Source organism: Acidovorax sp. LjRoot74 (genome assembly GCF_964254355.1).
Classification (GTDB): Bacteria; Pseudomonadota; Gammaproteobacteria; order Burkholderiales; family Burkholderiaceae_C; genus Acidovorax.
The window spans coordinates 739604-764156 of sequence record NZ_CAXUTI020000001.1; the positions used below are offsets into that span (position 1 = coordinate 739604).

At 62.9% G+C, this 24553-nt stretch carries 25 protein-coding genes; all 25 read left to right on the plus strand.

Annotation, left to right across the window (positions count from 1 at the left end; translation table 11 throughout):
* The first annotated feature begins 1 nt into the window (after position 1).
* Positions 2-460 (plus strand): type IV pilus modification PilV family protein, encoded by a 459-nt coding sequence (locus ACSQ3O_RS03465; RefSeq protein WP_436141067.1) that lies wholly within the window; start codon positions 2-4, stop codon positions 458-460.
* Complete coding sequence (locus ACSQ3O_RS03470) at positions 457-1068, plus strand: prepilin-type N-terminal cleavage/methylation domain-containing protein (protein ID WP_436137865.1); 612 nt, start codon at positions 457-459, stop codon at positions 1066-1068. The genes ACSQ3O_RS03465 and ACSQ3O_RS03470 overlap by 4 nt, the downstream gene beginning before the upstream one ends.
* Positions 1029-1982 (plus strand): general secretion pathway protein GspK, encoded by a 954-nt coding sequence (locus ACSQ3O_RS03475; RefSeq protein WP_436137866.1) that lies wholly within the window; start codon positions 1029-1031, stop codon positions 1980-1982. Before ACSQ3O_RS03470 ends, ACSQ3O_RS03475 begins: the two co-directional genes overlap by 40 nt.
* Before the next feature lie 479 nt (positions 1983-2461).
* Entirely contained in the window at positions 2462-2980 is a 519-nt protein-coding gene (locus ACSQ3O_RS03480; RefSeq protein ID WP_436137867.1) for a PilN domain-containing protein, read from the plus strand.
* A complete protein-coding gene (gene gspM / locus ACSQ3O_RS03485; RefSeq protein ID WP_436137868.1) occupies positions 2977-3534 on the plus strand; it encodes a type II secretion system protein GspM in 558 nt (185 codons plus the stop codon). Before ACSQ3O_RS03480 ends, gspM begins: the two co-directional genes overlap by 4 nt.
* Positions 3531-4055 carry a hypothetical protein gene (locus ACSQ3O_RS03490; RefSeq protein WP_322578985.1) on the plus strand — a complete coding sequence of 175 codons (525 nt, stop codon included), beginning with the start codon at positions 3531-3533 and terminating at the stop codon, positions 4053-4055. Before gspM ends, ACSQ3O_RS03490 begins: the two co-directional genes overlap by 4 nt.
* 148 nt (positions 4056-4203) lie before the next feature.
* A complete protein-coding gene (gene gspD, locus ACSQ3O_RS03495) occupies positions 4204-6561 on the plus strand; it encodes a type II secretion system secretin GspD (protein WP_436137869.1) in 2358 nt (785 codons plus the stop codon).
* Between the two features lie 71 nt (positions 6562-6632).
* Positions 6633-7070: a hypothetical protein gene (locus ACSQ3O_RS03500; protein ID WP_436137870.1), complete on the plus strand. Its 438-nt coding sequence runs from the start codon at positions 6633-6635 to the stop codon at positions 7068-7070.
* 189 nt (positions 7071-7259) lie between these two features.
* Positions 7260-8231 carry a hypothetical protein gene (locus tag ACSQ3O_RS03505; RefSeq protein WP_436137871.1) on the plus strand — a complete coding sequence of 324 codons (972 nt, stop codon included), beginning with the start codon at positions 7260-7262 and terminating at the stop codon, positions 8229-8231.
* Between the two features lie 123 nt (positions 8232-8354).
* On the plus strand, positions 8355-9500 hold the full coding sequence (locus tag ACSQ3O_RS03510) for a hypothetical protein (RefSeq protein WP_436137872.1): 1146 nt from the start codon (positions 8355-8357) through the stop codon (positions 9498-9500).
* Entirely contained in the window at positions 9470-10450 is a 981-nt protein-coding gene (locus ACSQ3O_RS03515; protein ID WP_436137873.1) for a peptidylprolyl isomerase, read from the plus strand. The genes ACSQ3O_RS03510 and ACSQ3O_RS03515 overlap by 31 nt, the downstream gene beginning before the upstream one ends.
* A gap of 85 nt (positions 10451-10535) precedes the next feature.
* On the plus strand, positions 10536-11513 hold the full coding sequence (locus tag ACSQ3O_RS03520) for a glycosyltransferase family 2 protein (RefSeq protein ID WP_436137874.1): 978 nt from the start codon (positions 10536-10538) through the stop codon (positions 11511-11513).
* Positions 11514-11515: 2 nt separating this feature from the next.
* Positions 11516-12739, plus strand: coding sequence for a glycosyltransferase family 4 protein (locus ACSQ3O_RS03525; RefSeq protein WP_436137875.1), 1224 nt, complete (start codon positions 11516-11518; stop codon positions 12737-12739).
* A complete protein-coding gene (locus ACSQ3O_RS03530; RefSeq protein ID WP_436137876.1) occupies positions 12739-13659 on the plus strand; it encodes an NAD-dependent epimerase/dehydratase family protein in 921 nt (306 codons plus the stop codon). The genes ACSQ3O_RS03525 and ACSQ3O_RS03530 overlap by 1 nt, the downstream gene beginning before the upstream one ends.
* Before the next feature lie 59 nt (positions 13660-13718).
* On the plus strand, positions 13719-14480 hold the full coding sequence (locus ACSQ3O_RS03535; protein WP_436137877.1) for an ABC transporter permease: 762 nt from the start codon (positions 13719-13721) through the stop codon (positions 14478-14480).
* Between the two features lie 3 nt (positions 14481-14483).
* Positions 14484-15707 carry an ABC transporter ATP-binding protein gene (locus ACSQ3O_RS03540; protein ID WP_436137878.1) on the plus strand — a complete coding sequence of 408 codons (1224 nt, stop codon included), beginning with the start codon at positions 14484-14486 and terminating at the stop codon, positions 15705-15707.
* A gap of 35 nt (positions 15708-15742) precedes the next feature.
* Entirely contained in the window at positions 15743-16627 is an 885-nt protein-coding gene (locus tag ACSQ3O_RS03545) for a lysophospholipid acyltransferase family protein (protein ID WP_436141068.1), read from the plus strand.
* Positions 16614-17609, plus strand: a complete 996-nt coding sequence (locus tag ACSQ3O_RS03550; RefSeq protein WP_436137879.1) for a class I SAM-dependent methyltransferase — start codon at positions 16614-16616, stop codon at positions 17607-17609. The genes ACSQ3O_RS03545 and ACSQ3O_RS03550 overlap by 14 nt, the downstream gene beginning before the upstream one ends.
* 20 nt (positions 17610-17629) lie before the next feature.
* The gene (locus tag ACSQ3O_RS03555) at positions 17630-18247 is read left to right on the plus strand and encodes an acyltransferase (RefSeq protein WP_322578999.1); all 618 of its coding nucleotides are present in this window, start codon (positions 17630-17632) and stop codon (positions 18245-18247) included.
* Between the two features lie 92 nt (positions 18248-18339).
* The gene (locus ACSQ3O_RS03560) at positions 18340-18966 is read left to right on the plus strand and encodes a lytic transglycosylase domain-containing protein (protein ID WP_436137880.1); all 627 of its coding nucleotides are present in this window, start codon (positions 18340-18342) and stop codon (positions 18964-18966) included.
* 203 nt (positions 18967-19169) lie between these two features.
* Complete coding sequence (locus ACSQ3O_RS03565; protein WP_436137881.1) at positions 19170-20273, plus strand: glycosyltransferase family 4 protein; 1104 nt, start codon at positions 19170-19172, stop codon at positions 20271-20273.
* 205 nt (positions 20274-20478) lie between these two features.
* Complete coding sequence (gene argB / locus ACSQ3O_RS03570) at positions 20479-21369, plus strand: acetylglutamate kinase (RefSeq protein WP_094288851.1); 891 nt, start codon at positions 20479-20481, stop codon at positions 21367-21369.
* A 24-nt stretch (positions 21370-21393) separates the two neighbouring features.
* A complete protein-coding gene (locus ACSQ3O_RS03575; RefSeq protein ID WP_063459990.1) occupies positions 21394-22086 on the plus strand; it encodes a response regulator transcription factor in 693 nt (230 codons plus the stop codon).
* 89 nt (positions 22087-22175) lie between these two features.
* Positions 22176-23627 (plus strand): ATP-binding protein, encoded by a 1452-nt coding sequence (locus ACSQ3O_RS03580; RefSeq protein WP_436141069.1) that lies wholly within the window; start codon positions 22176-22178, stop codon positions 23625-23627.
* Positions 23628-23859: 232 nt separating this feature from the next.
* Positions 23860-24522 carry a nucleoid occlusion factor SlmA gene (gene slmA / locus ACSQ3O_RS03585; protein WP_137747019.1) on the plus strand — a complete coding sequence of 221 codons (663 nt, stop codon included), beginning with the start codon at positions 23860-23862 and terminating at the stop codon, positions 24520-24522.
* The last annotated feature ends 31 nt before the right edge of the window (positions 24523-24553 follow it).

Below are 24553 nucleotides of genomic sequence, written 5' to 3' on the forward strand. Positions count from 1 at the left end.
GATGAGCCGTCTGTGGCAGTGCCTTGGCCTCCGTGCTGGCGGCGGGTGCAGGCAGGCCCTCCGGGAGCCACGCCAGCGAGGTTTCAGCCTGCTGGAGGCGCTTGTCGCCATGTCCATTGCTGCCATTGCCCTTGCCAGTCTCTACCGTACGGTGGGGCAAAGCTCTAAGGGCGTGATGGATGTTGAATCTCGGATCGAAGCGGCACTGGTCGCCCGCTCGGCGCTGGCCAGCAGCACGTTTGCCGAAGATGCCGAGCGGCAGCTGAGTGGTGCTTCGGGGGAGTGGCACTGGCATGTTGAGATGCATGCAGAGCAGATTTCCTTGCGGGAGCAAGACGGGCGACCTGTGCCTGGAGAGCCCTTGCGTGCGGCCAAGGTTACCGTCTACGTCACGCGTGGCAAGGAGGGCCCCACGGTCATGACCTGGACCACCTGGAAACCTTACCGGGCAACGCCATGAACCGCCTTCTGCAAAATCGCTCGCGCGGTTTTACTTTGCTGGAACTGCTGATTGCCCTGGCCGTCACTGCGGCGGTGGTTGCGCTGATGTTTGCAGGCTTCGGTGTGATTGGTCGCTCTGAAGAGCGCAATCAGCGCGTGATGGAGCGCTCGGAGCGGATGCTGGTGGTCAGCCAGTGGCTGGGGCGAAAATTCGATGCGTTGCGCTTGCTCAGTCGGCGTGATGGGAATATTTTTGTCAATTTCTTCAGTGGCAACGCTGCGGGGGTCATTTGGGTCGCCCCTTTGCCAGAGCGCGGCGATGCGGGCGGACTCTATGTGTTTCGCATGAACCCTCTGCGCCATGAGAACGGCCGTATAGACCTTTCTGTTGAGGCTGTTCCCTACGATGGTGCGCTCATGGCGCTGGACTGGAGTAAGGCCTTGCGTGAGACCCTGCTGCGGGATGTGCGGACCTTGCAGTGGTACTACCAGGATGGACGCTCCGGCGAATGGACGCAGCAATGGGACGCGTCAAGAGCAGGTTACCCTGCAAGGGTTCGTGTCGAGATCGCAGACGAACGTGGCGCATGGCCGTCTCTGGTATTCCCTTTGGCGAGGGCCCGGTGATGGCCTCGCGTGTACACAATGTTCGGGGTGCGGCGCTCATCATGGTGCTCTGGCTGGTGGCGGCACTGTCGCTGGTGGTGCTTGCGGGCGCGCAGGGGGTGCGGCAACAAACCCAGCGGACAGCACTGGATATGGAGCGCCTGCGTGTGGAGTCTGTTCTGGACGCCGCAATACAGCTGACAGCCCAGCGTCTGCTGCTCGGCAGAGGCAAGGATAGCCAGTATCGGGTCCAGCGACTGTCGTTGGGGCAAAGCGATGTTTGGGTGGAAATCACACCATCGGGAGGTCTGGTAGACGTCAACGTCGCCAGCGAGGCGCTGCTCCAGGCGCTTTTCCAAAGAGCGGGAGGGCTCTCGTCGGGCGAGGCAGCAATCCTCGCCTCTCGAGTGAAGGACTACATTGATCCCGACGATACCCCCGGCGGGGTGGGGGGGGCTGAGGCTGCTCAATACCGAGCTGCTGGCTGGCCTTCCATGCCCCGGAACTCGGCGCTGGAAGACCTTTCCGACCTGAAATCGGTGCTCGGAATGACGGCTGGGCTCTATGAGATAATCGCGCCCCATTTGGGCATCAACGGGCAGCAACGCATCGAAATCGACTCTGCTCCCCCCGCACTGATCGACGCTCTGACGGGTCAGCAGGGTCTTGGGGCGCGCCTCCATAAATCCCCACCGGAAATGAGGGCGGGTGTGCTTCTTTCAGGAGCCGCCGCCGAGTTCTTCACGCCTGCTCGGTCGTCAGGTGGGCAGACTGTCCGTGTGCGAGCGTTCACCCAGGCAGAAGGCGACCGTTGGTGGCAGCGCGAGGTGTGGATCGACCCCAGCGAACGCCCAGACGCATTAACGCCATGGACAACCCGCTCGGTAGAGCCTACACGCCGCTTTAACAAGCCGGAACAGGAATTCAAGCCATGACAGGTCGGGGGCAGCTATCTCTTCGTGTGCAAACCGCGCTTGACCGGTTCGCATGGGGTATTGGTGACCTCAGGCGGGTGTTGGTGGAGCATGGCGCCTGGCCCTCCAGCGCAAGCGTCGCCGTGGCTTCCGATGGGGGGCGTTGGTCTGTGACTGGGGGGCGTTTGCGCAAGCGGATTGGCGGCCGCAAGGCCATGAGCCTGCTGGTGCCAGAAATGGAATGCCTGTGGGGGGCGGTGCAAATCCCCGCCATGCCGCGCAAAGCTTTGGGCGGTGCGGTGGAAGAGGCGCTGTGGCGCGTGTCCCCCCTGCCGCCGGATCAAATCATTTCAGCCTGGAAAGCCGAGCCGGAGGCCAGCGGAGGGTGGTCCATTCAGTGGGGAATGTGTAGGCGCAGCGTGCGCGACCAACTGCTGACCCAGCATGGGCTACCCGCAGATGCGCCTGTTTTTCTGTTGCGGGAAGGGCGAGCTTTTCCTGTGCGTAACCAGGCCTGGCAGAAGCAGAACAATCGCCAGCGATGGGTGGATGGTGCTGCCGTGGTGCTGCTCTTGCTGCTGCTGGTGGCGCTGTCCCTGCCTGCGCTGATGCCGTTGGTATTGAAGCGCCAGGCGGTGGTGAGGGCGGTCGAGCATGTCAACATGCTTGTGCCCAAGGCTGCGCCCCTGCGCCAGAAGATGGATGAGCTGCGTCGCCAGGCCGGCGTGGCCGAGGAGTTGCGCAAGAACGCCAGCACCGATCTGCCTCTGGCCAGCGTGGTCGATGGCCTTTCGGCCGCCTTGCCGGGGGACACCTGGCTGGATCGCATCGAAATCACCGGCTCCGAAATCCGCATCACGGGATTGACTTCCAACGCTCCAGAACTCATCGCACAGCTGGGGCGCCACCCCGCGCTGGCCGATGTCCGGGCCACGGGGGCCAGCGTGCGTGAAGGCGCGTCGAATAAGGAACGCTTCACCTTCGAAATGCGCTGGCGCGGCGAAGGAGCAAAGCCATGAAACTGATGAATCCCTGGTTGCGCCGTGCGGTAGTCGTTGTGCTGCTGCTGTTCTTTGGAGGGCTGGCATGTGCTGCGCTGGTGTACCAGGCCCTGTGGGCCCGCTATGACAACGCATTGCAACAACTGGAACCCCGCAGCGAGCGGCTTGAGGGGGTGGTGAATGCGGGCGCCGACATTGAAGCCCTGCTGGGTACTGCCAATGGCACGGTGGCTCCGTGGCTGCATCCTGGTGGTGAAGCTGCGCAGAACGAGGTTCAACAGAAGCTGCGCCAGATGATCGTAGCCTCCGGCAGCACTCTGGTGTCTTCCCAAGCTGCTCTGGAGCCTGGGGAGGAGGGCAAGCTGGCGCGCATACGCCTCACGGCCACAGTCACGGGCGACTGGTCCAAGCTGGTGGGCTTCATGGAGAGTCTGCAAATGCACCGCCCGCCGTTCTGGGTGCGTACGGCCAGCATCACGCGCGAAGGTGCCAGCGCGGGCGCAGGGCCGCAGGCTGCACGCCTGGCGTTGCAGCTGGAGGCGCCACTGGCGCCAGAAAAGGTCACGCCATGATGATCAAGCCTTGGTATCTGGCCCCTTTGCTAGCCGCCGCGGCCCTGGTTGCAAGCGCTTATTGGTGGCAGGCCGAAAAAGACCGCTGGGTCCCTCCGAAAGAGCGTCGGCCTGACCTGCCCAAGGTGGAGCCCATGCCGCAGTCCGCGCCGATGCGCGCCAGGCAGGCGTTGGAGCGCCCCGTGTTATGGGTGTCGCGCCGGCCCCTGGATGTAGACGACAAGAAAGGCAGTGTGGCGCGTGAGCTGACGCAGTCGCGGCTAACGGCTGTACTGGAGTCGGGAGGGGAGCGTGTGGCTATATTGCAGCGCGCGGATGGCAGCACCCTCAAGATCACAGCAGCAACCCAGCCCTGGCGCATTGTGTCGTTCGATGGCCGCAAGGCCGTGTTTGCCTCGGCGGACGAGGGGCAGGTGGAGCGGCCGCTGGAGGCGGGAGGTCCTGCTGCGGCGCCTGCCAAAACCGGCCCCATCGCTGGCCCCATCGGCGACCGTGCGCGCAATCCTGCTGCAAACCAGTGACAGCAGGTGCTAAGCCACCGTAGTGCACCCCAATATTGTGGAGTTACCCCCTATGAACATTCGGCCTTCCATTCTTTTGCTGGCTTTGCTGGCCTCTGGCTGTGCCAGCACGCAGAGTGGGCCCGTTGCAAGTCCTGCATCCCGGCCTGTGTCTACCGCTGTGCCTGCTACAGCCGCAGGCAGCACGACAGCGCCTGCTACTAAGGAGGAAGCCCAGGCGCTTGCGTCCCCTCTGCCTGTTGCGCCGGCGACGGCCGAGAGCCTGCCAGCCTCCACTTCGGATGCAGCCAAGAGTCCTGAAATCAAACGGCCTGCCGCAGGCTCCCGGCTTTTCCCTGGGGACGACAACCTCTTCAAGCGCAGTATCGCGCCGCGTGTAGATCCCGTGCTGGCCCAGGGCGACAAGGTTGCCCTTAACTTCGAGAATGTCACGGTGGGCAACCTCGCTACCGCTTTGTTGGGGGACTTGCTCAAGCTCAACTACACCATTGACGCAGGCGGCGACACCGTGGTGAGCCTGCATACGCGCCAGCCGCTGCTGCGCAGCCAGGTGCTTGATGTGCTGGATGCGGTGCTCTTGCCGCACGATCTGGCCATCGTTCGCGACAACGCGGGCGTGTACCACGTTACCAAACGCACGGTCACCCTGGGCGCGCGCCCGGTGGTGGGTGCCTCCAACTTCAAGGATCTGTCGGGCTCGGGTACTGTCATTGTTCCTCTGAACCACATCGCGGCTGCCGAAATGGCCAAGATCCTGGCGCCCATCGCTCCCAAGGAGTCCATCGTCTATGTGGACAGCATGCGCAACCTGCTCGTGCTGCAGGGCAGCAAGGCCCAATTGGGCGGATGGCTGGAAATGGTGGAAGCCTTTGATGTGGACTTCCTCTCCGGTATGTCGTTGGGGGTGTTTGTGTTGGAAAACGCCAACGTCAACGTCGTGCGAGATGCCTTGCAGGCCATGCTGGGATCGGACAAATCCGCAGACCCCTACGGTGGTGCTACCCCTGCTGCGCCTGCGGGTGCTGCCCCGGGGGCTGGAGGCGCGGCGACGGCTGCCAGTACTGCATCTGCACAGGCGACGGGCCCCCTGGGAGGGCTCATCCGGGTGTTCCCGGTCGAGCGGCTCAACGCCCTGGTGGTGGTCACCCCCCGTGCCCACCTGCTTACGCAGGTCGAAACCTGGGTGCGGCGCCTGGACCGTCCCACCGACACCCTGGAAGCCAGCCTTTTTGTCTATCCCGTGCAAAACGGCTCGGCCTTGCAGTTGGCAGAAATGCTCAACGGTCTGTTTGGCGGACAGTCCACACAGGCCAAATCGGGCGGCGGTGTGGCAGGAGGCTCGGCGCCCACGCAATTCACCCAGGGCGCGGGCAGCACCGGTCTGGCCTCTGGCGGCGCAGGGGGCTCCAACCCCTTTGGTGGCAGCAGCACTGGTGCGGGCTCCAGCACTGGTACTGGCACGGGCACTGCCGGGGGCTCCGGCTTCCAGGCCATGACAAACAATAGCAATAGCAAGGCCTCACCGAACAACGCCTCGCTCACGTCCACCAGCCAACTGGATGGCAATGTGCGCGTGGTCGCCGACGAAAAGCGCAATGCCTTGCTCATCCGTGCACCACGCACGGAATACCGCCGCATCGAACAAGCGCTGCGCGAGTTGGACAAGGCGCCGTCCCAGGTGCTCATCGAAGCCAGCATCGTGGAGGTCAGCCTCACGGGCAATCTGCAGTATGGGGTGGAATGGTTCGTGCAGAACAGCCTCTCGGGTGGCCGTGAGGGGCAGGCGCTGCTCAACATGAATAAAACAGGCGACATCGGCCCCAAGCAGCCGGGTTTCTCATACACCATCCTCAACAAGGCCGGTGTTGTGCGCGCCACGCTCAATGCCCTGGCCGAAAAATCCCAGGTGCGCCTGCTGTCCAGTCCCTCGGTGCTGGTGTTGAACAACCACAACGCCACCATCCAGGTGGGGCAGCAGCAGCCCATCAAGAGCTCCACCTCGGTCACCACGGGCAATCTGGTGACCGAATCCATTGTCTATAAGGATACGGGGGTGATGCTGTCAGTTACGCCCTCTGTCAATGCAGGGGGCTTGATCACTCTGGACATTTCGCAGCAGGTCACCGATGTGGGCGACCTGGATACCGCCACGGGCCAGCGCGCGTTCCTCACCCGCCAGATCCAGACCCGCGTGGCGGTGCGCTCCGGCGAGCCCATTGTGCTGGGGGGGCTGATCCGCGAGAACGACACCACCGGCCGCAGTGGCGTGCCCTTGCTCTCCAGCATCCCGGTGGTGGGCGCCCTGTTTGGCAACACCACCAACAACAATAACCGCACCGAACTGCTGGTGCTGATGACGCCCAGGGCGCTGGAGGACGACGACGCCCTGCGCAGCGCCAGCGCCGAGATGCGCCAGCGCATGCGCAGCATGTCTTTGCAGTCGGCCCCGTCAATGGACCGAAATGGGTCTTCCGGGCCGGCAGCGTTGCCCCCGCTTCCACGTTGAGGCTGGGGCCGCATACGGATACATGTAGTTAGTAAACGCTTTGCCCCTGTCTGTTTTCTAGGAGAATATGCATGAAATTGCCTATGTTTCAACGCCGCCGTCTGCTGGGTTATCTGGCGGCACCTGCTGTGACCGTGTTGGCTGCGGGCTTGGTTGGTTGTGCGAGCGGTTCATCGCCCGCCTCGGATCGCCAAGCGCTCCTTCAGCGCGCTACGGCGTTCTGGAAGTCGGTACAAGACAATGATCCTGTCACGTCCTGGAACTACGAAGAGTTGTCGAAGAAACCTGGCTGGACCTTGCAGGCTTACCTGAAGCGTGAAGGCATTCTCTATCAAGCGGTACAAGTGCTGGAAGTCCGCTCGTTAGAGGGTGACAAAGCTGTGGTGGATGTCAAAGTTACCTATTCGATTCCTGTGCTGCGGATGATGGATCAGGAAGTGGTCTTGAAGGATGAGTGGGTGCGGGTGGATGGGCTCTGGTACCACGCGGAGCGCAGAGGCATTCTTTGAAGTGCGCAACTGCCTATGTTCTTCGTTGTGTTGCTGCAACAAAACATGGGTGAAAAAAATGAAAATGATGCAAGGATTGAAAACCCTGTGTTCACGGGCTAAGATACTCGCAGCCCAAACGGTTTGACGGATGGGTTGCACAGCCCGCAAGGGTGGGAAGCTTCCTTCTTTTTTCTAAGGACATTTAAGATGAAAAAATTTGCTCTGGCAGCCGTTGCGGCAGCTGCGCTGACGGCTGGTGTGGCTCAGGCTTATACGGTCGGTACGTTCTCCAACGGCCTGGTGGTTCCTAACGTGATCCACAACGGCGCTGCCAACACGACCGCTGTCGGTCTGGTGAACCAATCCGGCCGCACGATCCCCGTGTTCTGGACTTGGTTTGACCAAAATTCCAACCACGGTGTTGACGGCTGCTTCCCCATGACCAACAAGCAGTACACCGGTTTCAACTGGGCTACTTCTTCCGGCGTTGGTATGGAAGGCAAGCGTGGTTACCTGGTGTTCGCAGTGGGTTCGGGCGGCGCCGCTCTGACCGCTGCTACGGCTTGCGCTCCTGCAAACGCCACGCTGGCTACCCAAGCTGACGCTGCTACCTCCGGTCAGCTGGCTGGTAACGCCTTCTACGTGGACGTCGCTGGCAAGAGCGTGGCTTTCACGCCCGTGATCGACGGTCCTCTGACCCTGGCCGTTGGTACCAACCTGTCGACCATGGACGCTCTGAGCCTGACTAACGTGGCTGGTGCTGCTACCGTGGCTGCCACGACCCAACTGTCGCTGCGCTATTTCATCGACGGCACTGTGAACAGCGGCAACGACACGCGTATCACTGTGTGGTCCACGGGCAACCAAATCGGTACGCACACTGTCAACATCTATGACAACGCGCAAAACCGCCAGTCCGTGAACTTCCCGCTGGCTGAAAGCGAACTGTCTTGGTTCGATCCTGAAACCATCGCTGGCCGCCCTGCTGCGTTCCTCGACGGTATCATCGAATGGAACCCAGGCGTTGCTCCATCTGGCGCTCCCGTGGCTCCTGCTCTGGTCGGCCCTCTGCTGTCCGCTGGTGGCGGTTCTGTGATCGCTTACTCCACCATCGTGGCTCCTGCCTTCGGTGCTGTGCAAACGCTGCTGGGCGCACACCGCCTGTCCGGCGCATTCTAATGACTTGATGGCGCGGCTTGCTGCGCCAGCTAGGCTTAGACTGGGTGGCCTTGTGTCACCCTCAAAACAAATAGCGCCTTTGGGCGCTATTTGTTTTGGTGTGTCAGAAATAGGAAACTTGGAATGATATCGGGACGCCCTTTACAAGTGGTTGCGACCACTCTCGCTGCTCTGCTGCTTGCTGCCTGCCAAACCACGCCTGTGCCCGCTCAAGGGGGGCTATCGAGTGCTGCTTCCGGCACTCGTGATGCCTCTGAGCTGCAACCTGCTCGTACGGGGATTGATGTCAACATGGCCTGGGGGGGCGAACTGCGCTGTGGTGCTGCAGGTTGCCGACTGGTGGCGGTGGAGCATGAAAAGAGCACGGTGGTGCTGTATGAAGTTCAGGGGCGCAAGGCGCGGTTGCTGGACAAGCAATCTGTGGCCTATCACCCAGACAGCGCGATCTGGCTCAGCGACGACCTGGTGGTTGCGGCGGTGGAGAACAGCTTCAGCCTGGATGTATTCCGTGTGGTGCAAGGGCGTTTGCAGCCCCTGCGCCAGATTCCTTTGGGGATTTCGCCGCGCGACGTGGTGCTGGTGAGCGCTTCTGAGGGGCGTTACAGCTTGCTGGCCACGCCCTACACGGGCAAGGAGGTGGTCTGGGTGGATTACGCCCCGGATCAGCCTGAGACTGCCACACGTGTCCAACAGGTCAAGTGGTGCGAGGCCCCATGGCACCCCGTGCGTGTGCAGCGTGCGCCAGGTGCGCCGTCAGGGGGGGTGGTAGCGGCTTGCCTGGATGAGAAGCGGATAGTGTTGGCGCCGGAAGACAACCTGCAGGGTGCTGCGCGCAACCTGCTGACGGTGCCTGTGGAGACTCGCATCATTCCGCGCCATACCCGGCCATCGCCTTCGGGGCGCTGGTTGTATGTGGCTCTGGAGACTGGCGGGCGCAACTTGCGTTTCAACATGGACAGCGGGGAACTTCAGTGGATTGTTGCCCCTCAACCGGTGGGGACTGTGAGTGTTTTGCCGCTGGCCGACGATCTCGTGATCTGGGCGATGGATTCGCGTTTGGCTTTGCAGCGCTTGGGCGCCGATGGTGCGGTGCTTGAGACACGCTGGTTGCCGGTGGATGGTTTTGCCACAGGTTTGCAACTCGCTGATGCCGATGCGGATGGTGCTCAGGACCTCGTGGTCTTCAACTCTGCCGCGCTGCCTAAAAAAATGGGCGTTGAAATTATCTATGGGCCGCTGTGGGAACAGGCGAAGCCCCAAATGCCGTAAGGAGGACGAAAGAGATGATGTTGAAAAAAATCAAGCACTTGGTTGCTGCTGTGCTTTGTATGACGCTGGCTTCCGCTTGGGCCCAGTCAACCCCGGCCAAGCCATTGGCACGTTTGGCCAATGGCGAGGTGGTGAGCGAGCAGGACCTGTCGGACTACTTGGACAGTCGAATCGATCTCAGGCAGATCGCGCGTAACGCTTGGGGGGTAGAGGGTGTTGTCCAGGAAATGGCCATGACTCGGGCGCTGGTGCTGGAGGGGGGGCGGCTGGGTTTGCCACGCAGGGGCGAGGGCGCGCCCAAGCGCTTTGACGATGTGTATGGTTTGGCTGTTTACAAGAAGCAGGCGCCTGCCTGTGAAGCGCCCGCCAACGAGCAGGAAGCACGCAAATATTTCGATTCGCATCCCCAAGCCTTTGTCGTACCAGCGCAAGCGCGGGTAGAACGGATTATTTTGCCTGCGGCCACGGAGATTGGCGGCGGTTCGGCCATGGCCTGGCTGCAGGACCAGGCCCGCGCAGTGATACAGGGCAAGCGCAAGTTTGGTTTGGTCGCGATGCGCGCAAAGGGCGAGTATTCGTTGGATGCGCAGGGCGATCTGGGTTGGATCACGCTGGATGGTGACCACACCATCATGCGCGCCCTGAAGACGGTGAAGGCGGGCGAGTTGCTGGGGCCCGTGCAGGACGATGAATTTGTCTACCTGTTCTCGGTGCTGCAAAAGCGCGAGGCGCGCCAACTGTCGTGGGATGAGTCCAAGACTTTTGCTGCGACCCGTGCTGTAAGCTACTGTCGCGAAGAAGCGCAGACCCAGATGCGTGCGGATTTGTTCAAGCGCTATGGTGTGGAGATTGACCGCGCGGCCATTCGTGAGTTGGTAGCCAAGGCCAACAGCGCTGGCGCTGCGGCAGACAAGGCAGATGGCAAGGCCGACCCGAAGCCGCAGCAATAATCCCCAGGCTGCGTTGGGCAGGTCCCTGAAGGCGGATTTGTTAGACTTACGGGTTCGCCTTCTCTAGGACTTGCTGTTGCATCGCATGGCTGATATTCGAGCGTCTGTATTAATACCAGTCAAAAATGGTGGGCCCTTGTTGGGCGATGTGCTGGAGGCGGTGCTGGCCCAGCAGGCGCCTTGGCCCTTCGAGGTGATTGTGGTGGACTCCGGTTCATCGGATGGCTCTGTAGAGCTGGCTCGCCGACATGGTGTGCGCGTCGAGACCATTCCCGCTGCGGAGTTTGGCCACGGACGCACGCGCAATTTGCTGGCGTCGATGGCATCGGGGCAATTCCTGGTGTTCATCACGCAGGATGCCCGGCCTGCCAGCCCGCAATGGCTGGCCAACATGGTGCAGGGCTGTGATTCCGATCCTGCGGTAGCAGGGGCCTTTGGGCCGCACAGGGCCCACCCCCATGCCCGGCATGTCACGCATTGCGAGTTGAACCAGCACTTTGCAGGTTTTGGCGACAAGCTGTCGGTCGTGCGCTTGGAAGACCGGGCCCGGTTTGCTGCCGATCCTGGCTATCGTCAGTGGCTGCACTTCTTTTCCAGCAACAACTCGTGTATCCGTCGTTCGGTATGGGAGCAATTGCCTTTGCCCGAAGTGGCCTTTGCAGAGGATCAGACCTGGGCCTTGCGCGCCATCGAAGCGGGCCATGCCAAAGCCTTTGTTCCCGATGCGGTGGTGTATCACTCGCACGACTTCGGTGTGTGGGAAACGCTGCAGCGCAATTTTGATGAAGCGCGCTCGTTCAACCTCTATTTTGGTTACCGTATCCAGGACCATCTGCTCCAGGCGCTGCGGTCGGCCGCGCACCTGGCCAAGCGGGATCTGGCGTGGTTGCGCAGTGGCGGCCTGCGTGGCTGGCGTCTGTTCAAGAACGCCGGGTATATGGCCTGCATCGAGTTGGCGCGCGTTTTGGGGCAGTACCTGGGCACGCGCCACGACCGCTTGCCCGCTTGGCTATTGCGTTCGGTTTCGCGCGATGAGCAATTGCAGCGTGCAGGGGCGGCCTGACCATGGCATTGAACCTTAAGAAGAAAATCTGGCGTGTCAAAGAGATGGTCCGCAAAGAAGGGGTGTTCCCCGCCCTGCGTGCTGTGGTGCGCCGCCTGCGCCAGGGGCCTGGCCGGTATGTCGATGTTTTTCGGCATTACGACTTTGCCCTGCCCTATGTGTTGCAGGCCACGCCGGGCAAGGCCGGGGTTGGAACGCTGCTGTGGTTTATTCCCGATTTCAACCTGGGCTCGGGGGGGCATCTCAACATCTTCCGCACCATCTGGCACCTGGAGCAGATGGGCTATACGTCCACCATCGTGATCGGAAAGCCCGTCATGCACCAGAATGCAGACGAGGCGCGCGACGAAATACGCGAACACTTTTTTCCATTGCAGGCCCGGGTGTTGCTGGGACTGGACCAACTGCCCCCTTGTGAGTTTGCTGTGGCCACGGGCTGGGACACGGCCTATGCGGTCCGGGCATTCACGGGTGCCCAGCACAAACTGTATTTTGTGCAGGACTACGAGCCCCACTTTTACCCGGTGGGATCGGAGTCGGTGCTGGCCGAGAACACTTACCATTTCGGGTTCTTCGGCATCACGGCCGGTGGCTGGCTGGCGCACAAGCTGGCGCAGGAATACGGCATGACCACCCATCCGGTGGGTTTTGGCGTGGAACTCGAACGCTACCGCCGCCTGCCTCGGCGCGAGCCGGAAATTCGCCGAGTGTTCTTCTATGCGCGCCCTCCCACGCCCCGGCGTGCATTTGAACTGGGCCTGCTGGTGCTGAATGGCGTGTGGGAGCGTTTGCCCGATGTGCAGTTTGTGCTGGCGGGCTGGGACACGGCGGGCTACCACATCCCGTTTCCGCACCTGAATTGCGGCACTTTGGCGCTGGATGATCTGCCAGACCTGTACAGCCAGTGCGATGCCGCGCTGGTGCTGTCGCTCACCAATGCATCGCTGCTTCCTCTTGAGCTGATGTCCAGCGGCTGTGCCGTAGTGTCCAACCGGGGGGCCAACGTGGAGTGGCTGCTCAACGACGATGTGGTGATGCTGGCGGAGTCGTCGCCCGAAAAACTGGCGGATGCCGTGTGTGCTTTGCTGCAAGACGATGCACGGCGTCACGCCATGAGCCAGCGTGCCGAGGTGTTTGCCCGGAGCCAGACCTGGGATGCTGTGGCCCGTGATTTCGAGTTGGGGCTGCAACGCGCCCGGGCGCAGAAACCGCGAGGCCAATCCTGATGCGGTGCGCCATTTTGGGTGGAGCTGGTTTTTTGGGGCGCCACATTGGCCGCTCCATGGCGGCCGGGGGTATGTCGGTGTGGTCGGTGGACCGGACTCTGGCGCAACCGGGCAGCGCTCCTTGGCTGACGGGGCAAGTGCAGGCGGATTGCTTTGACCTGGCCTCCTGGTGGGATGCTGTAGGCGGCGCCGATGTGATCGTCCACCTGGCTTCGTCCACAGTGCCAGCCACGGCGAGTGAAGACCCGGTGCAGGATGCGCAGACTAATTTGGTGGGCACTTTGCGCCTGCTGCAGGCGCTGCGCCAGAAGAATGCCCGCCCCAGGCTGTTGTTTGCCTCGTCGGGCGGAGCCGTGTATGGGCGGCCGCAGTTTGTCCCGCTGAGCGAAACGCACCCGACCATGCCGATGGGGGCCTACGGGGCCACCAAGCTAGCGATTGAGCACCACTTGCGCATTGAAGAGACGCAGCATGGCCTGCCCTGCCGCATTCTGCGGCTGAGTAATCCGTATGGCGAGTGGCAGCAGCCCCATGGTGTGCAAGGGGTTGTAGCTGTGTTCGCGCACCGCGCCTTGCATGGGCAGCCACTGGATGTTTGGGGTGATGGTTCTGTGGTGCGCGATTTCGTCTATGCCTCGGATGTGGGGCGTGCGTTCGTGAGCGCCGCTCGCCACGAAGGGGCGACCCGAATTTTCAACATCGGCGGCGGCGCAGGGCACAGTGTCAATGACATCATCCAAACGCTAGAGCGCTTGCTGGGACGGGCTGTAGAGCGGCGAGTTTTCCCGGCGCGTCCGTTCGACCCGCCGGTGAACGTGCTGGACATTCAGCGTGCGCAGGAGGAGCTTCAGTGGGCGCCCACCATGGCTTTTGAAGAGGGTGTGGCCATGTCGCTCCAATGGCTGCGGGCGGTGCCATGACGCGTCCCGAATCTCTTTCAACCGCGGTCTCGTCGGCTGCTCCCCGGAATGCGCGCCAGTTGTGGGTCTTGTGGCGCTACTGGATGGTGCGCGAGTTCAAGACCCGCTACGCAGGGTCGGTGCTGGGCTTTGCCTGGGCGTTTGTTCAGCCGCTGGCTTCCCTGGCAATTTTTTATGTTTTGTTCGGCCTGGTGCTCGCCGTGCGGGTGCCGGGGCTGGATGTGAACAATGGCTACCTGCTGCACCTGCTTGCCGGCCTGGCTGTGTGGCTGCCTTTCACAGATGCCATTGGGCGAGGGGTGGGGTGCTTGGCCGCCTATGAGGATTTCCTGCGCAAGCAGCCTATGCCGGCGGAGATCCTGCCGGCTGTGTCTGTTGGCGGCAGCTTGCTGGTGTTGGGTATTGGCTACGGGTTGCTGCTGGTGCTGTCGGTGGGGCAGGGTGTGGGGCCCTACGCCTCGCTGGCCTGGTTGCCTGTACTGGTGCTGGCCCAGATTGCGCTGACCTATGGCCTCACGCTGTTGCTGAGCATGGCGCATTTTCTGTGGCGCGATGTGGGCTCCATGGTGGCTTTTGGCCTGCAGCTGTGGTTTTACGTGACGCCCATCGTGTACCCACTGTCCCAGGTGCCGGAGCAGTTCCACCGCTGGTTCCTGTTCAATCCGCTGGCCTGTCTGGTGCTGATGGTGCAAGGCGCGGTGTTGCACATGCCTGTGCCGCCGGGAACGCCTGTGGCCCTGGCTGTGTGGGTGGTGCTGCTCGGTGGTGGTGGGTGGTGGTTCTTCCGTTCTATGAAGTCCGCGTTGGGCGAGGCCCTTTAAGTCATGACCATCCGCTTTGAGGGCATCGAAAAGACCTATATGGTGTACGCCCGTCCCCAGGACCGCTTGTGGGAGTGGGTGACGCGCAGCCAGCGCCACCGGGTGCATGTGGCACTGACCGGTGTGGACTTTGAAGTCCAGGCGGGTGAGACGTTTGGCCTCATCGGCGAGAACGGCGCAGGCAAAAGCACTTTGCTGAAGATCGCTGCGGGCACCATCCGGCCGACGCGTGGGCAGGTAGCGCAGGAGGGGCGCGTGGCCGCGTTGCTAGAGCTGGGTGCGGGCTTCCACCCCGAAGAATCTGGCTACGACAACATCCGCTTCATGGCCGCCCTGCATGGCCTGGAGGGGAGCGCTATGGAGGATTTCATTGCGCGGGCAACAGCGTTCTCGGAGTTGACCAGGGAGACGCTGGAGCGGCCCGTCAAGACCTATTCCTCCGGCATGTTCATGCGGCTGGCATTTGCCGCCGCAACTGCCATTGACCCGGATGTACTGATCGTGGATGAGGCGCTTTCCGTGGGGGATCTGCATTTCCAGAAGAAGAGCCTGAACCGCATCCTGGAACTGCGGGAACGCGGTGCGACAGTGCTGTTTTGCTCCCACAACCTCTACCAGGTGCGCAGCCTTTGCCAGCGGGCCGCGTGGATCCATGGCGGGAAGATACAGGCCATCGGGGCGACCGAAGATGTGGTAACGGCCTACGAATCGCACGAGCGGCGCCGGTATGCACATTTGCGCGTCGAGTCGAATGAGGCTGTGAAAGCGGACGATGCGGCCCCTGCGGCGGGCGTGTCTTCGGGGGTGCCTCTGGTGAAGATCGGTGGACTGACCATTGAAACCGGGGATGGGATCAATCCTGCACAGGTGGACTCCTTCCAGGACCTGTCGGTGGAGATCGTGATCGAGTCTTATGCGGCCGATGCGCCATTCCATGTACTGTTTGCGATTGTCCGGCCAGACAAGGACAACGTGTTTGGTACCAGCACACAGTTTCGTGCGGAAGGCAAGCCGCTGCAGGGCATTGGTACCCACCGCATCCGTGCGCGCTTTCCTCGGTTGTCCTTGCTGTCAGGGGAATACCTGTGGAGTGTGTATGTTCTGGACGATTCCGGCATTCAGGTGCTGGACATGGCTGAACTCATCCAGCCTTTTACCGTGCTGAACCAGAAACACCGGGAGTTTGGCGTGACCTGGCTGGAGCACGAGTGGGTGTTGGTGGAATGACGCGTGCCTGGTCTTTGGACCTGCTCTTCCCCTCCATGGCCCGTGTGCCCACGACCCTGCCCTGGCGGCTGGCTGGACGCATAGGCCGTGAATCTGCCGCTGAGCGTGAGCCATTGCTGCGCTGGCTGGAAGGTCTGTTTGCCCGGGTGTTTCCGGGGGCCACGGGGGCAGAGCACGCGCAATGGGCAAGGGCCCATTTGGCGATGCTGGCGCAGGAGATGGTGGATGCCATGGCGTTCCAGCGGCTGGGCTGCAGAGGCGGGCCCGCCGTTGACCTGCAAGGGGCCGAGCATGCGAAGAGCCTCGTTCGACAGGGCAAGGGGTTCATTCTGGTGCTCAACCACTATGACCGGCTCCTGACTGCCCCGGTGGCGCTCGCGAGAGCGGGAGTCGCCACCAACGTGCTGACGATGCCGGTGCTCGACAACCCCGAGCTCCAGGTGGCACAGCGCAACTTCCTGCTGCGCAAAATCCAGGGCTACACCGCTGTGACGGGGGGGACCTGGCACACCACCAGTGATGGACTGCGCCCGGTGCACGAGAGCCTGAGGGCGGGCCAGGGCTGGGTGATTCTGGCTGATGCATGGCGGCCCGAGTTTGGTCGTCTGCGGGACCACCCGTTCCTGGGGGGACGTTTGAGTCTGCCCACCGGCATCGAGCGCCTTGCCCAGTCCACTGGGGTCCCGTTGCTGCACGCGGTGACCTGTTCGCGAACCCCGGACAATCTGCAAGTGCGTGTCGAGCCTTTGCCGGAGAGCCCCAGGCAGGCCATTGACACAGTAGTCCAGCGTCTTGACCAAGATGTGCGGAGCCGGCCCTGGGCCTGGTGGCAATGGGGATTGTGGGATCAGATGTGGCAGCAACAGGCGCCAGAATTACAAGCAGAACCAAAGCCGGGGGACACGCATGACCAAGATTGAGCGCTACGACTACGCTTTTGAGCCGGATGGGGAGGAGTGGGCCGCTCGGTTGCTGCGCCGTGTCCCGCAGGGGGGAGGCTCCGTGCTGGAGTTAGGCCCAGGGCCTGGAGCGATGACCCGTGTACTGCTTGCGCGTGGCCATCGGGTAACGGTGGTGGAAAACGACCCGGAGGCCCTGGATGTGCTCAAGGCCCTGGGAGCCGAAGTCATCTCCGGCAATCTGGACGGTACCGATTGGTTGGACGCGATCGCTGGCCGCCGCTTCGATGCTGTGCTGGCCTGTGATGTGCTGGAGCACCTCAGAAAGCCCGAGGAGGTGCTGTCCCGCCTGAGTGAGTTTGTCGCTCCCATGGGGCGTCTGGTGATTTCCGTGCCCAACATCGCCTATGCCGGCGTGGTGGCCGCAATGCGCAATGGCATCTTCGACTACTCAGACAAGGGGCAATTGGACCGTACCCATGTCCGGTTCTTCACCCGGCGCAGCATTGAAAAGGTTCTGCTGGACTGCGGGTGGTCGCCCAGGGCCTGGGAGGCCAACCGGGTACCAGTCGAGTGCAGCGAATTTGCCTGGTACTGGAGTGCGTTGTCTGGCGAGCAGCGCCAGGCATTGTTGGCGGGCTGGCAGGATTTCGATGTCTACCAGTGGATGGCGGTGGTGACCCCCTCGGTAGACGCCTCCGCCTGGGAGTTGATCGATGCCCGTAACGCGGCGGACAAGCTGCGTGAGGACCTGCAAGCCCTGACTGTGGTGCATCAGCGTGAGCGCGCGTCACTGCTGGAGCACCAGAAGGCCTTTTCGGAAGCCAAGGACATCATCGGCAAGCTCCAGTTCGAGGCAAAGCAAATGCGTGCGGAGATGGATATCGTGCGGGCTGAAAAGACAGCGGTGGAGGCAGAACTGGCCGCCAGGCTGGCTGCGCAGCCCTCTCCAGCAGGTGTTTGGTCCCGGCGCTGGCGACGACTTATGGGCCGCACCTCATAGGTGACCATGGCGAGGGCAATATGCTGTTAGGAGTCCCCGATTTCACGCTGTCGCACGCAGGGGTGGATGCCCTGGGTGCTGACTGCCGGATTGATCCCACCGTGTCCGTGATGCGCTTTGGCCAGCGTGCCGGGGTGCTGTGCCTGGCTGACGGGGTCAGCCTGTATGCGCATACGCGCCTGGTGCTGGGGGATGTGGTCGCGGACCCCTGTGTAGGAATCCGCATTGGTGCGCGCACCATCGTGAACGTAGGGGGCTACCTATCCGGTGAGGGCGGACTGGAGATTGGTGAAGATGTGCTGATCGGGCCCCACGCCAAGCTTCTGTCTGCGGGCCATGCCATCGACGAAGGGGATGTGATCATCGCCCGTAATCGCATTACCCGGGCCAAGATCACGATCGAAGATGGTGCTTGGATAGGGGCGGGCGCCATTGTTCTGGAGGGTGTGACCATTGGCCGTGGTGCCGTGGTGGCTGCCGGGGCGCTGGTCCGGCAGGATGTACCCGCAGGGATGGTAGCGGCGGGCATGCCGGCGAGGCTGATCCGTGCGCGGCGTGGCGAGGCCTGGCCGCAGCCCGCGCTGCCCGTTACAGGGCTTCGGCGCGTTTGGTCCATTGTCAAGGGCATCTGGCGCTGAGCAGAGTGAATCGGATGCAGATGAGTACACGGAATGGAAGAAGGGGCGCATGCGGCATGCCGCGAGGGATGCTAGGTTTTGCGCGCGGAGCGATGCTGCTCGTCTCGTTGTGGGTTGTTTTCTCATCCGTCGCCTGGGCCGACGCAGTCTGGGAGTTTGTGGACGGCGATGGCGTGGTGCACATGGGAAATGGTTCCCCGCCGCCTGTTTCGCGGGGGGTGACCTGGCTCAGTCGCATTCCATCAATCAGGACGGACAAGGGTGGCAAAGAACGCGAGCCATCAGCTCTGCAGTTTCCTGGTTTTGATGCAGCCAAACCGCACTTGGAGGCCGCGGCCCTGTCGCAGTCCCTGGATCCGGCGTTAGTGATTGCCGTGGCTGCGGCGGAGTCGGCCTTCAACGAGAAAGCAGTATCCCGCAAAGGCGCGCTGGGCCTGATGCAGGTGATGCCTGCCACCGCCGAGCGTTACGGCGTTTCTGCAGGCCGGGCATCGGACGGAGACCATGCTGCCATGGAGCCTAAGGTGAATGCGCAGATCGGAAGCCGCTACCTGGCGGACTTGCTGCGCATGTTCGATGGCGACAAGGAGCTGGCTTTGGCTGCCTACAACGCGGGCGAAGGTGCCGTGCTCAAGTACGGACGGCAGATACCCCCCTATCCGGAAACACAGCAGTATGTTGCCAAGGTCATGCGCATCTACCGTGCTTTGGTCCGGTAAGGCGCAGTTGCTGTGCGGACGAGACGCTGCATGATCCGCTCGAGGACCATCATGGGGTGCAGGCGCCCAATTGGACCTGAACTATTCCCATCGCCAAAATCCGTACTATTTCACGTAACAGGAGTCAATCGGTGGCCGTGCGTAGCTTTGGCTAGCGGTTTCTTGCAGGCATTTGCGCCGAGTCCGGGTACGATCGGCCGCTCATGATCTGGTTATCTGTGGTGGCATTCATCGTCGCAGCGTTGGCTGCAGGGTATATCGTGCGATGGATGCGCAGCCATGCTTCCGTGTACGGCAACGGCATGCCGCAGCGCTTTCATTTTGGCGATGTTCCCCGATTGGGAGGAGCCGCGTTGCTTTTGGGCATTGGCTGCAGCTGGAGTCTTGGTGTCCTGCAGTCCTTGCAGTGGGGCGATCCCGGCTCGCTGAGGTTGGGTGCCTGGGTGTGGGGATGGCTGGTGGTGTTGCTGCCTGCTGCCCTGGGCGGCATTGCCGAAGACATGACCCAGCGCCTTTCAGTCCGGTATCGGCTGATATTGACGGGGGCGTCAGGCGTCCTGGCCGTGGTTGTGTTGAACCTGACCCTGCCCCGCATGGGCTGGCCCTGGCTTGATGCCGTACTGGCAGCGGCCCCCTGGCTGGGGATTGCCGTTGTTGTGCTGGCTGTTGCCGGCCTGCCGCATGCCTTCAACATCATCGACGGCTATAACGGTCTGGCAGGCATGGTGGCACTGATTGTCTGTCTGGCGTTGGCCCATGTGGCTTTGCAGGTGGGCGACCGGGCGCTGGCGGCGCTGCTGGTATCCACGGCGGCAGCCACCGGGGGCTTTCTGGTCTGGAACTATCCGCGTGGCATGCTGTTTGCCGGGGATGGCGGGGCCTATGTGTGGGGCGTGGTGATTGCCATGGCCAGCATTTCCCTGGTGCAGCGCAATGCGGATGTCTCGCCGTGGTTTCCCATGCTGCTGCTGATCTACCCGGTGTGGGAAACGATTTTTTCCATCTACCGCAAGGCGGTGCGTGGGGTTTCGCCCGGGGTGGCCGATGCCTTGCATTTTCACCAGCTCATCTACCGCCGCATTGTGCGCGGGGTGTTTCACGACGATGAGTCGCGCCGCATGCTGATGCGCAACAACCGCACTTCCCCGTATCTGTGGGGCTTTACCCTGCTGACGGTGGTGCCCGCTGTACTGTTTTGGAACAACACACTCTTGCTCATGGCGTTTTGTGGGCTGTTTGTGATCAGCTACGTGATGGCTTACCTGGCGATTGTGCGGTTCAAGGTGCCGCACTGGCTGCGCCACTGAACGGCGCCGGGCGCGCAGGGCCCCGCGTGGGCCTCCTTGGAGATACCGGCCTGTCCCCAACGAGCTGTACCCGCACGCTGGCTACGAGCCGCCTGGCCATGTTTTCGGTGGCGCACTTCAACCTTCCGACAGCTGTACGCCCCGCGAATGCGGCACAATTTGCGCCTCACCCTGTTTGTTTTCTTCTTCCGGATGGCACGCCCCCATGACCGACCTTCTTTCGATTGCCCCGCGCGACAAGGCTGAAATTCTGGCCCAGGCGCTGCCGTATATCCGCAAGTTCCATGGCAAGACCATGGTGATCAAGTACGGCGGTAACGCCATGACGGACCCGGCTCTGCAGGCCGACTTTGCCGAAGACGTGGTACTGCTCAAGCTGGTGGGTATGAACCCGGTGGTGGTGCACGGCGGCGGCCCACAGATCGAGACGGCCCTGAATCGCCTGGGCAAGAAAGGCGAATTCATCCAGGGCATGCGTGTGACGGATGCTGAGACCATGGAAGTGGTGGAATGGGTGCTGGCTGGCGAGGTGCAGCAGGACATCGTGGGCCTGATCAACCAGGCCGGTGGCAAGGCCGTGGGCCTCACGGGCCGCGACGGCGGCATGATCCGCGCGCAGAAGCTCAAGATGGTGGACAACAAGAACCCGGCCATCGAGCACGACGTGGGCCAGGTGGGCGATATCGTTTCCATCGACCCCAGCGTAGTCAAGGCACTGCAGGACGATGCCTTTATCCCTGTGATCAGCCCCATTGGCTTTGGCGAAAACAACGAGAGCTACAACATCAATGCCGATGTGGTGGCCAGCAAACTGGCTGAGGTGCTCAAGGCTGAAAAGCTGGTGCTGCTGACCAACACCCCGGGAGTGCTGGACAAGGCGGGCAACCTGCTGACCGACCTGACCGCCCGCCGCATTGACGAGTTGTTCGCCGATGGCACGATCTCCGGCGGCATGCTGCCCAAGATCGCCGGCGCGCTCGACGCCGCCAAGGCGGGCGTCAACGCGGTGCACATCATCGATGGCCGGGTGCCACATGCCATGCTGCTGGAGATCCTGACCGAGCAGGCCTACGGCACGATGATCCGGTCGCACTGATTTCCGATATTCCTACGGCCCGCCATGCGTTTGCTCCTGGTCGAAGACGATGTGATGGTGGCCAGCGGTATCAAGCTGGGGCTGACCGACGCGGGCTATGCCGTGGATTGGGTGGGCAGCGGTGAGCGCGCCGAGGAGGTGCTGCGCACCGAGTCGTTCGATGCGGCGATCATCGACATCGGCTTGCCGGCCATGGATGGGCTGGAGCTGACGCGCCGTTTGCGGCGCCCGGACATGGCCAGCCCGGCCATGCCGGTGCTGATCCTCACAGCACGTGACGCGTTGCATGACCGCGTTCAGGGGCTGGACCTGGGGGCGGACGACTACATGGTCAAGCCCTTTGAGCTGCCCGAGCTGTTGGCGCGCCTGCGGGCCTTGCTGCGCCGCTCCCAGGCGGCCACCACGGCGGTGCTGAGCTTTGGCCCGCTGGAGCTGGACACGGCTGGCCGCCGCGCCAGCATCCGAAGCGATGCGGGCGAGCAGGTGATCGAGCTGGGGCCGCGCGAGTGGACGGTGCTCGAATACCTGCTCATCAATGCCCCCAAGCCCGCCAGCAAAGACAAGCTCTTGCAGGCGCTGACCGGCTGGGACAAGGAGATCACGCCCAACGCGGTCGAGGTCTATGTCTCCCGCCTGCGCGGCAAGCTGGAGCCCCATGGAGTGGCGCTGCGGTCGATCCGTGGGTTTGGCTACCGGCTGGAACTCCAGAATCCCTGACGGGGCGACTGCCCCGGTTTCTTTCCTTTTCTTGACCGCCCGCCATGCTGCTTCGGAACTCCTCCACCAAGCGGCCCGGTTTGCGTGCCATGACGTCCGACCTGCGGACCCGGCTGCTGCTGATGCTGGTGCTGCCACTGTGTGTGCTGGCGCTGGTGGGGGTGTGGCTGGACTACCGTTCGGCCGATGAAGCGGCCGTCCAGCATGACCAGCGCCTGGTGCGCCTGTTGCCCGCGCTGGCCGACTCGGTGCTCGCGCCGCCTATCCGCGACAACGCCTCTCCCTTGTTGCTGCTGGCGCCACCCATTGAAGATTTCCTGCGCCAGAACGCTGGGTTCTCTGCCTACAGCGTGCGCGACACGTCGGGGCGGCTGTTGCTGGGGGACGACTGGGTGCATGGGGCGGTGCCCTCCACGCTGGCCCCCGAGTTCCACAGCGTGGAGTTTGGCGGCGTGACCTACCGGGTGGCTGTGCAGCGCGGCCGCACGGGTGCGGGCGAGCTGGTGGTGGCGCTGGCCGACGGTTCCGACCCGCGCCAGAAATGGGCCCAGCAATTGCTGCTGCGGGTGCTGCTGCCCAACCTGGTGTTGCTGTTGGCGGCAGGTTTTGCTATCCACTGGGCGGTGCGGCAGGCGTTCAAACCCCTGGTGGGCCTGGCCGAGGCGGTGGAGCGCCGCTCGCCGCGCGACCTGAGCCCCATCGATGAAGCCGCCTCGCCCGACGAGGTGCGCCCGCTGGTGCATTCGCTCAACCGCCTGTTCGCTCTGGTCAATGCGCAGGCCGAGGGGCAGCGCCGTTTTGTGGCCGATGCGGCCCACCAGCTGCGTACGCCGCTGGCGGGGCTGCAGGCGCAGGTCGAAGCCTGGGCCATGATGGCCAAAGCGGCGGCTCCCCCCCAGGTTTCGTTCCCGGACTTTGATCGAAAAATGCCGTTTGCGCGCGAGGATCGTACGCAGGGTGCTATTGTTTTAGGAGTTGATCAGATCGAGAAGCTGCGCAACGCCACGCGCCGCACCTCGCAGCTGGCGCACCAGCTGCTGGCGTTGTCCCGCGCCGATGCGCGCAGCCTGGATGCCCAGCCGCCGCAGCGGGTGGATCTGAAGGACCTGTGCGAGTCCCTGCTGGAGAATTTTCTGGACGCCGCCACTGGCAAGGGGTTGGACCTGGGGCTGGATGTGCAGTTGGTGCATGTGACCGGCCATGGCTGGCTTCTGCGCGAGCTGCTGTCCAATCTGGTGGACAACGCTATCAAGTACACGCCGCCCGGCGGGGTTGTCACCATCCGCTGTGGACTGCGCCAGGGCCGCAGCGGCCCCCCGCGTGCCTATGTCGAGGTCGAAGACGATGGTCCCGGCGTGCCCGAGGCCGAGCGCACCCGGGTGCTGCAGCGGTTCTATCGCGTGCCGGGGGCTGGTGGTGAAGGCACGGGCCTGGGCCTGGCCATTGCCGACGAGATCGCCCGCGTGCACCGTGCGTCGCTCACGCTGGGCGCGGGTCCGCAGGGGCGTGGGCTGCTGGTGACGGTGGTGTTCCCTTTGTAGCCGGTGCTGGCAAGGCGCAGCGAACGGGTCCCAAAGGGCTGTGCGAGAATCATTTCCATACACGATTGACTTGTGCAAACAGGTGCGGCGACAGCGCACCCCCGGCGCTGGTGGCCTGCCTGCACCGCCGGTGACCGCACCAGCCGCGACGATTCTTCCTGCCTTGCCGCACCCTTGCGCATGCCCTGCTGGCATGGGAGGGGGCAAGGCCTTACCGGAGCCCCTGTCCCGCATGTCCGAACTCTCGCCCCAGCCCGAGCCTGTATCTACCGATGACTCCGGAGATGCCCCCGCCGCGCGCAAGCGACCCAAGCCGGGCGAGCGCCGCGTGCAGATTCTGCAAGCCCTGGCTGCGATGCTGGAGCAGCCGGGCGCCGAGCGCATCACCACCGCCGCGCTGGCTGCGCGCCTGTCGGTGAGCGAGGCCGCGCTGTATCGGCACTTTGCGAGCAAGGCGCAGATGTTCGAGGGGCTGATCGACTTCATCGAGCAGACCGTGTTCACCCTCGTGGCGCAGATCACGGGTCGCGACGTGCCCGACCCCGATCAGGCGCCGGAGGTCGGTGCGCGCCAGGCGGCGCGCATCGTGGCGTTGCTGTTGCAGTTTGGCGAACGCAACCCCGGCATGGTGCGGGTGATGGTGGGCGATGCCCTGGTGTTCGAGCATGAGCGCCTGCAGCAGCGCATGAACCAGTTCTTTGACCGCATCGAATCCACGCTGCGCCAGTGCCTGCGCCCTGCTACGGCGGCGTCGGCCACGCCCACGGTGGATGCGCAGGTGGCGGCCAGCGTGCTCACGGCCTTTGCGCTGGGGCGGCTGCAGCGCTATGCTCGCTCGGGCTTCAAGCGCCTGCCGTCCGAACACCTGGATGCCAGCCTGGCACTGATCCTGTAAAGGGTTTTTGCTATGGCCCGCGTCTGCGGGC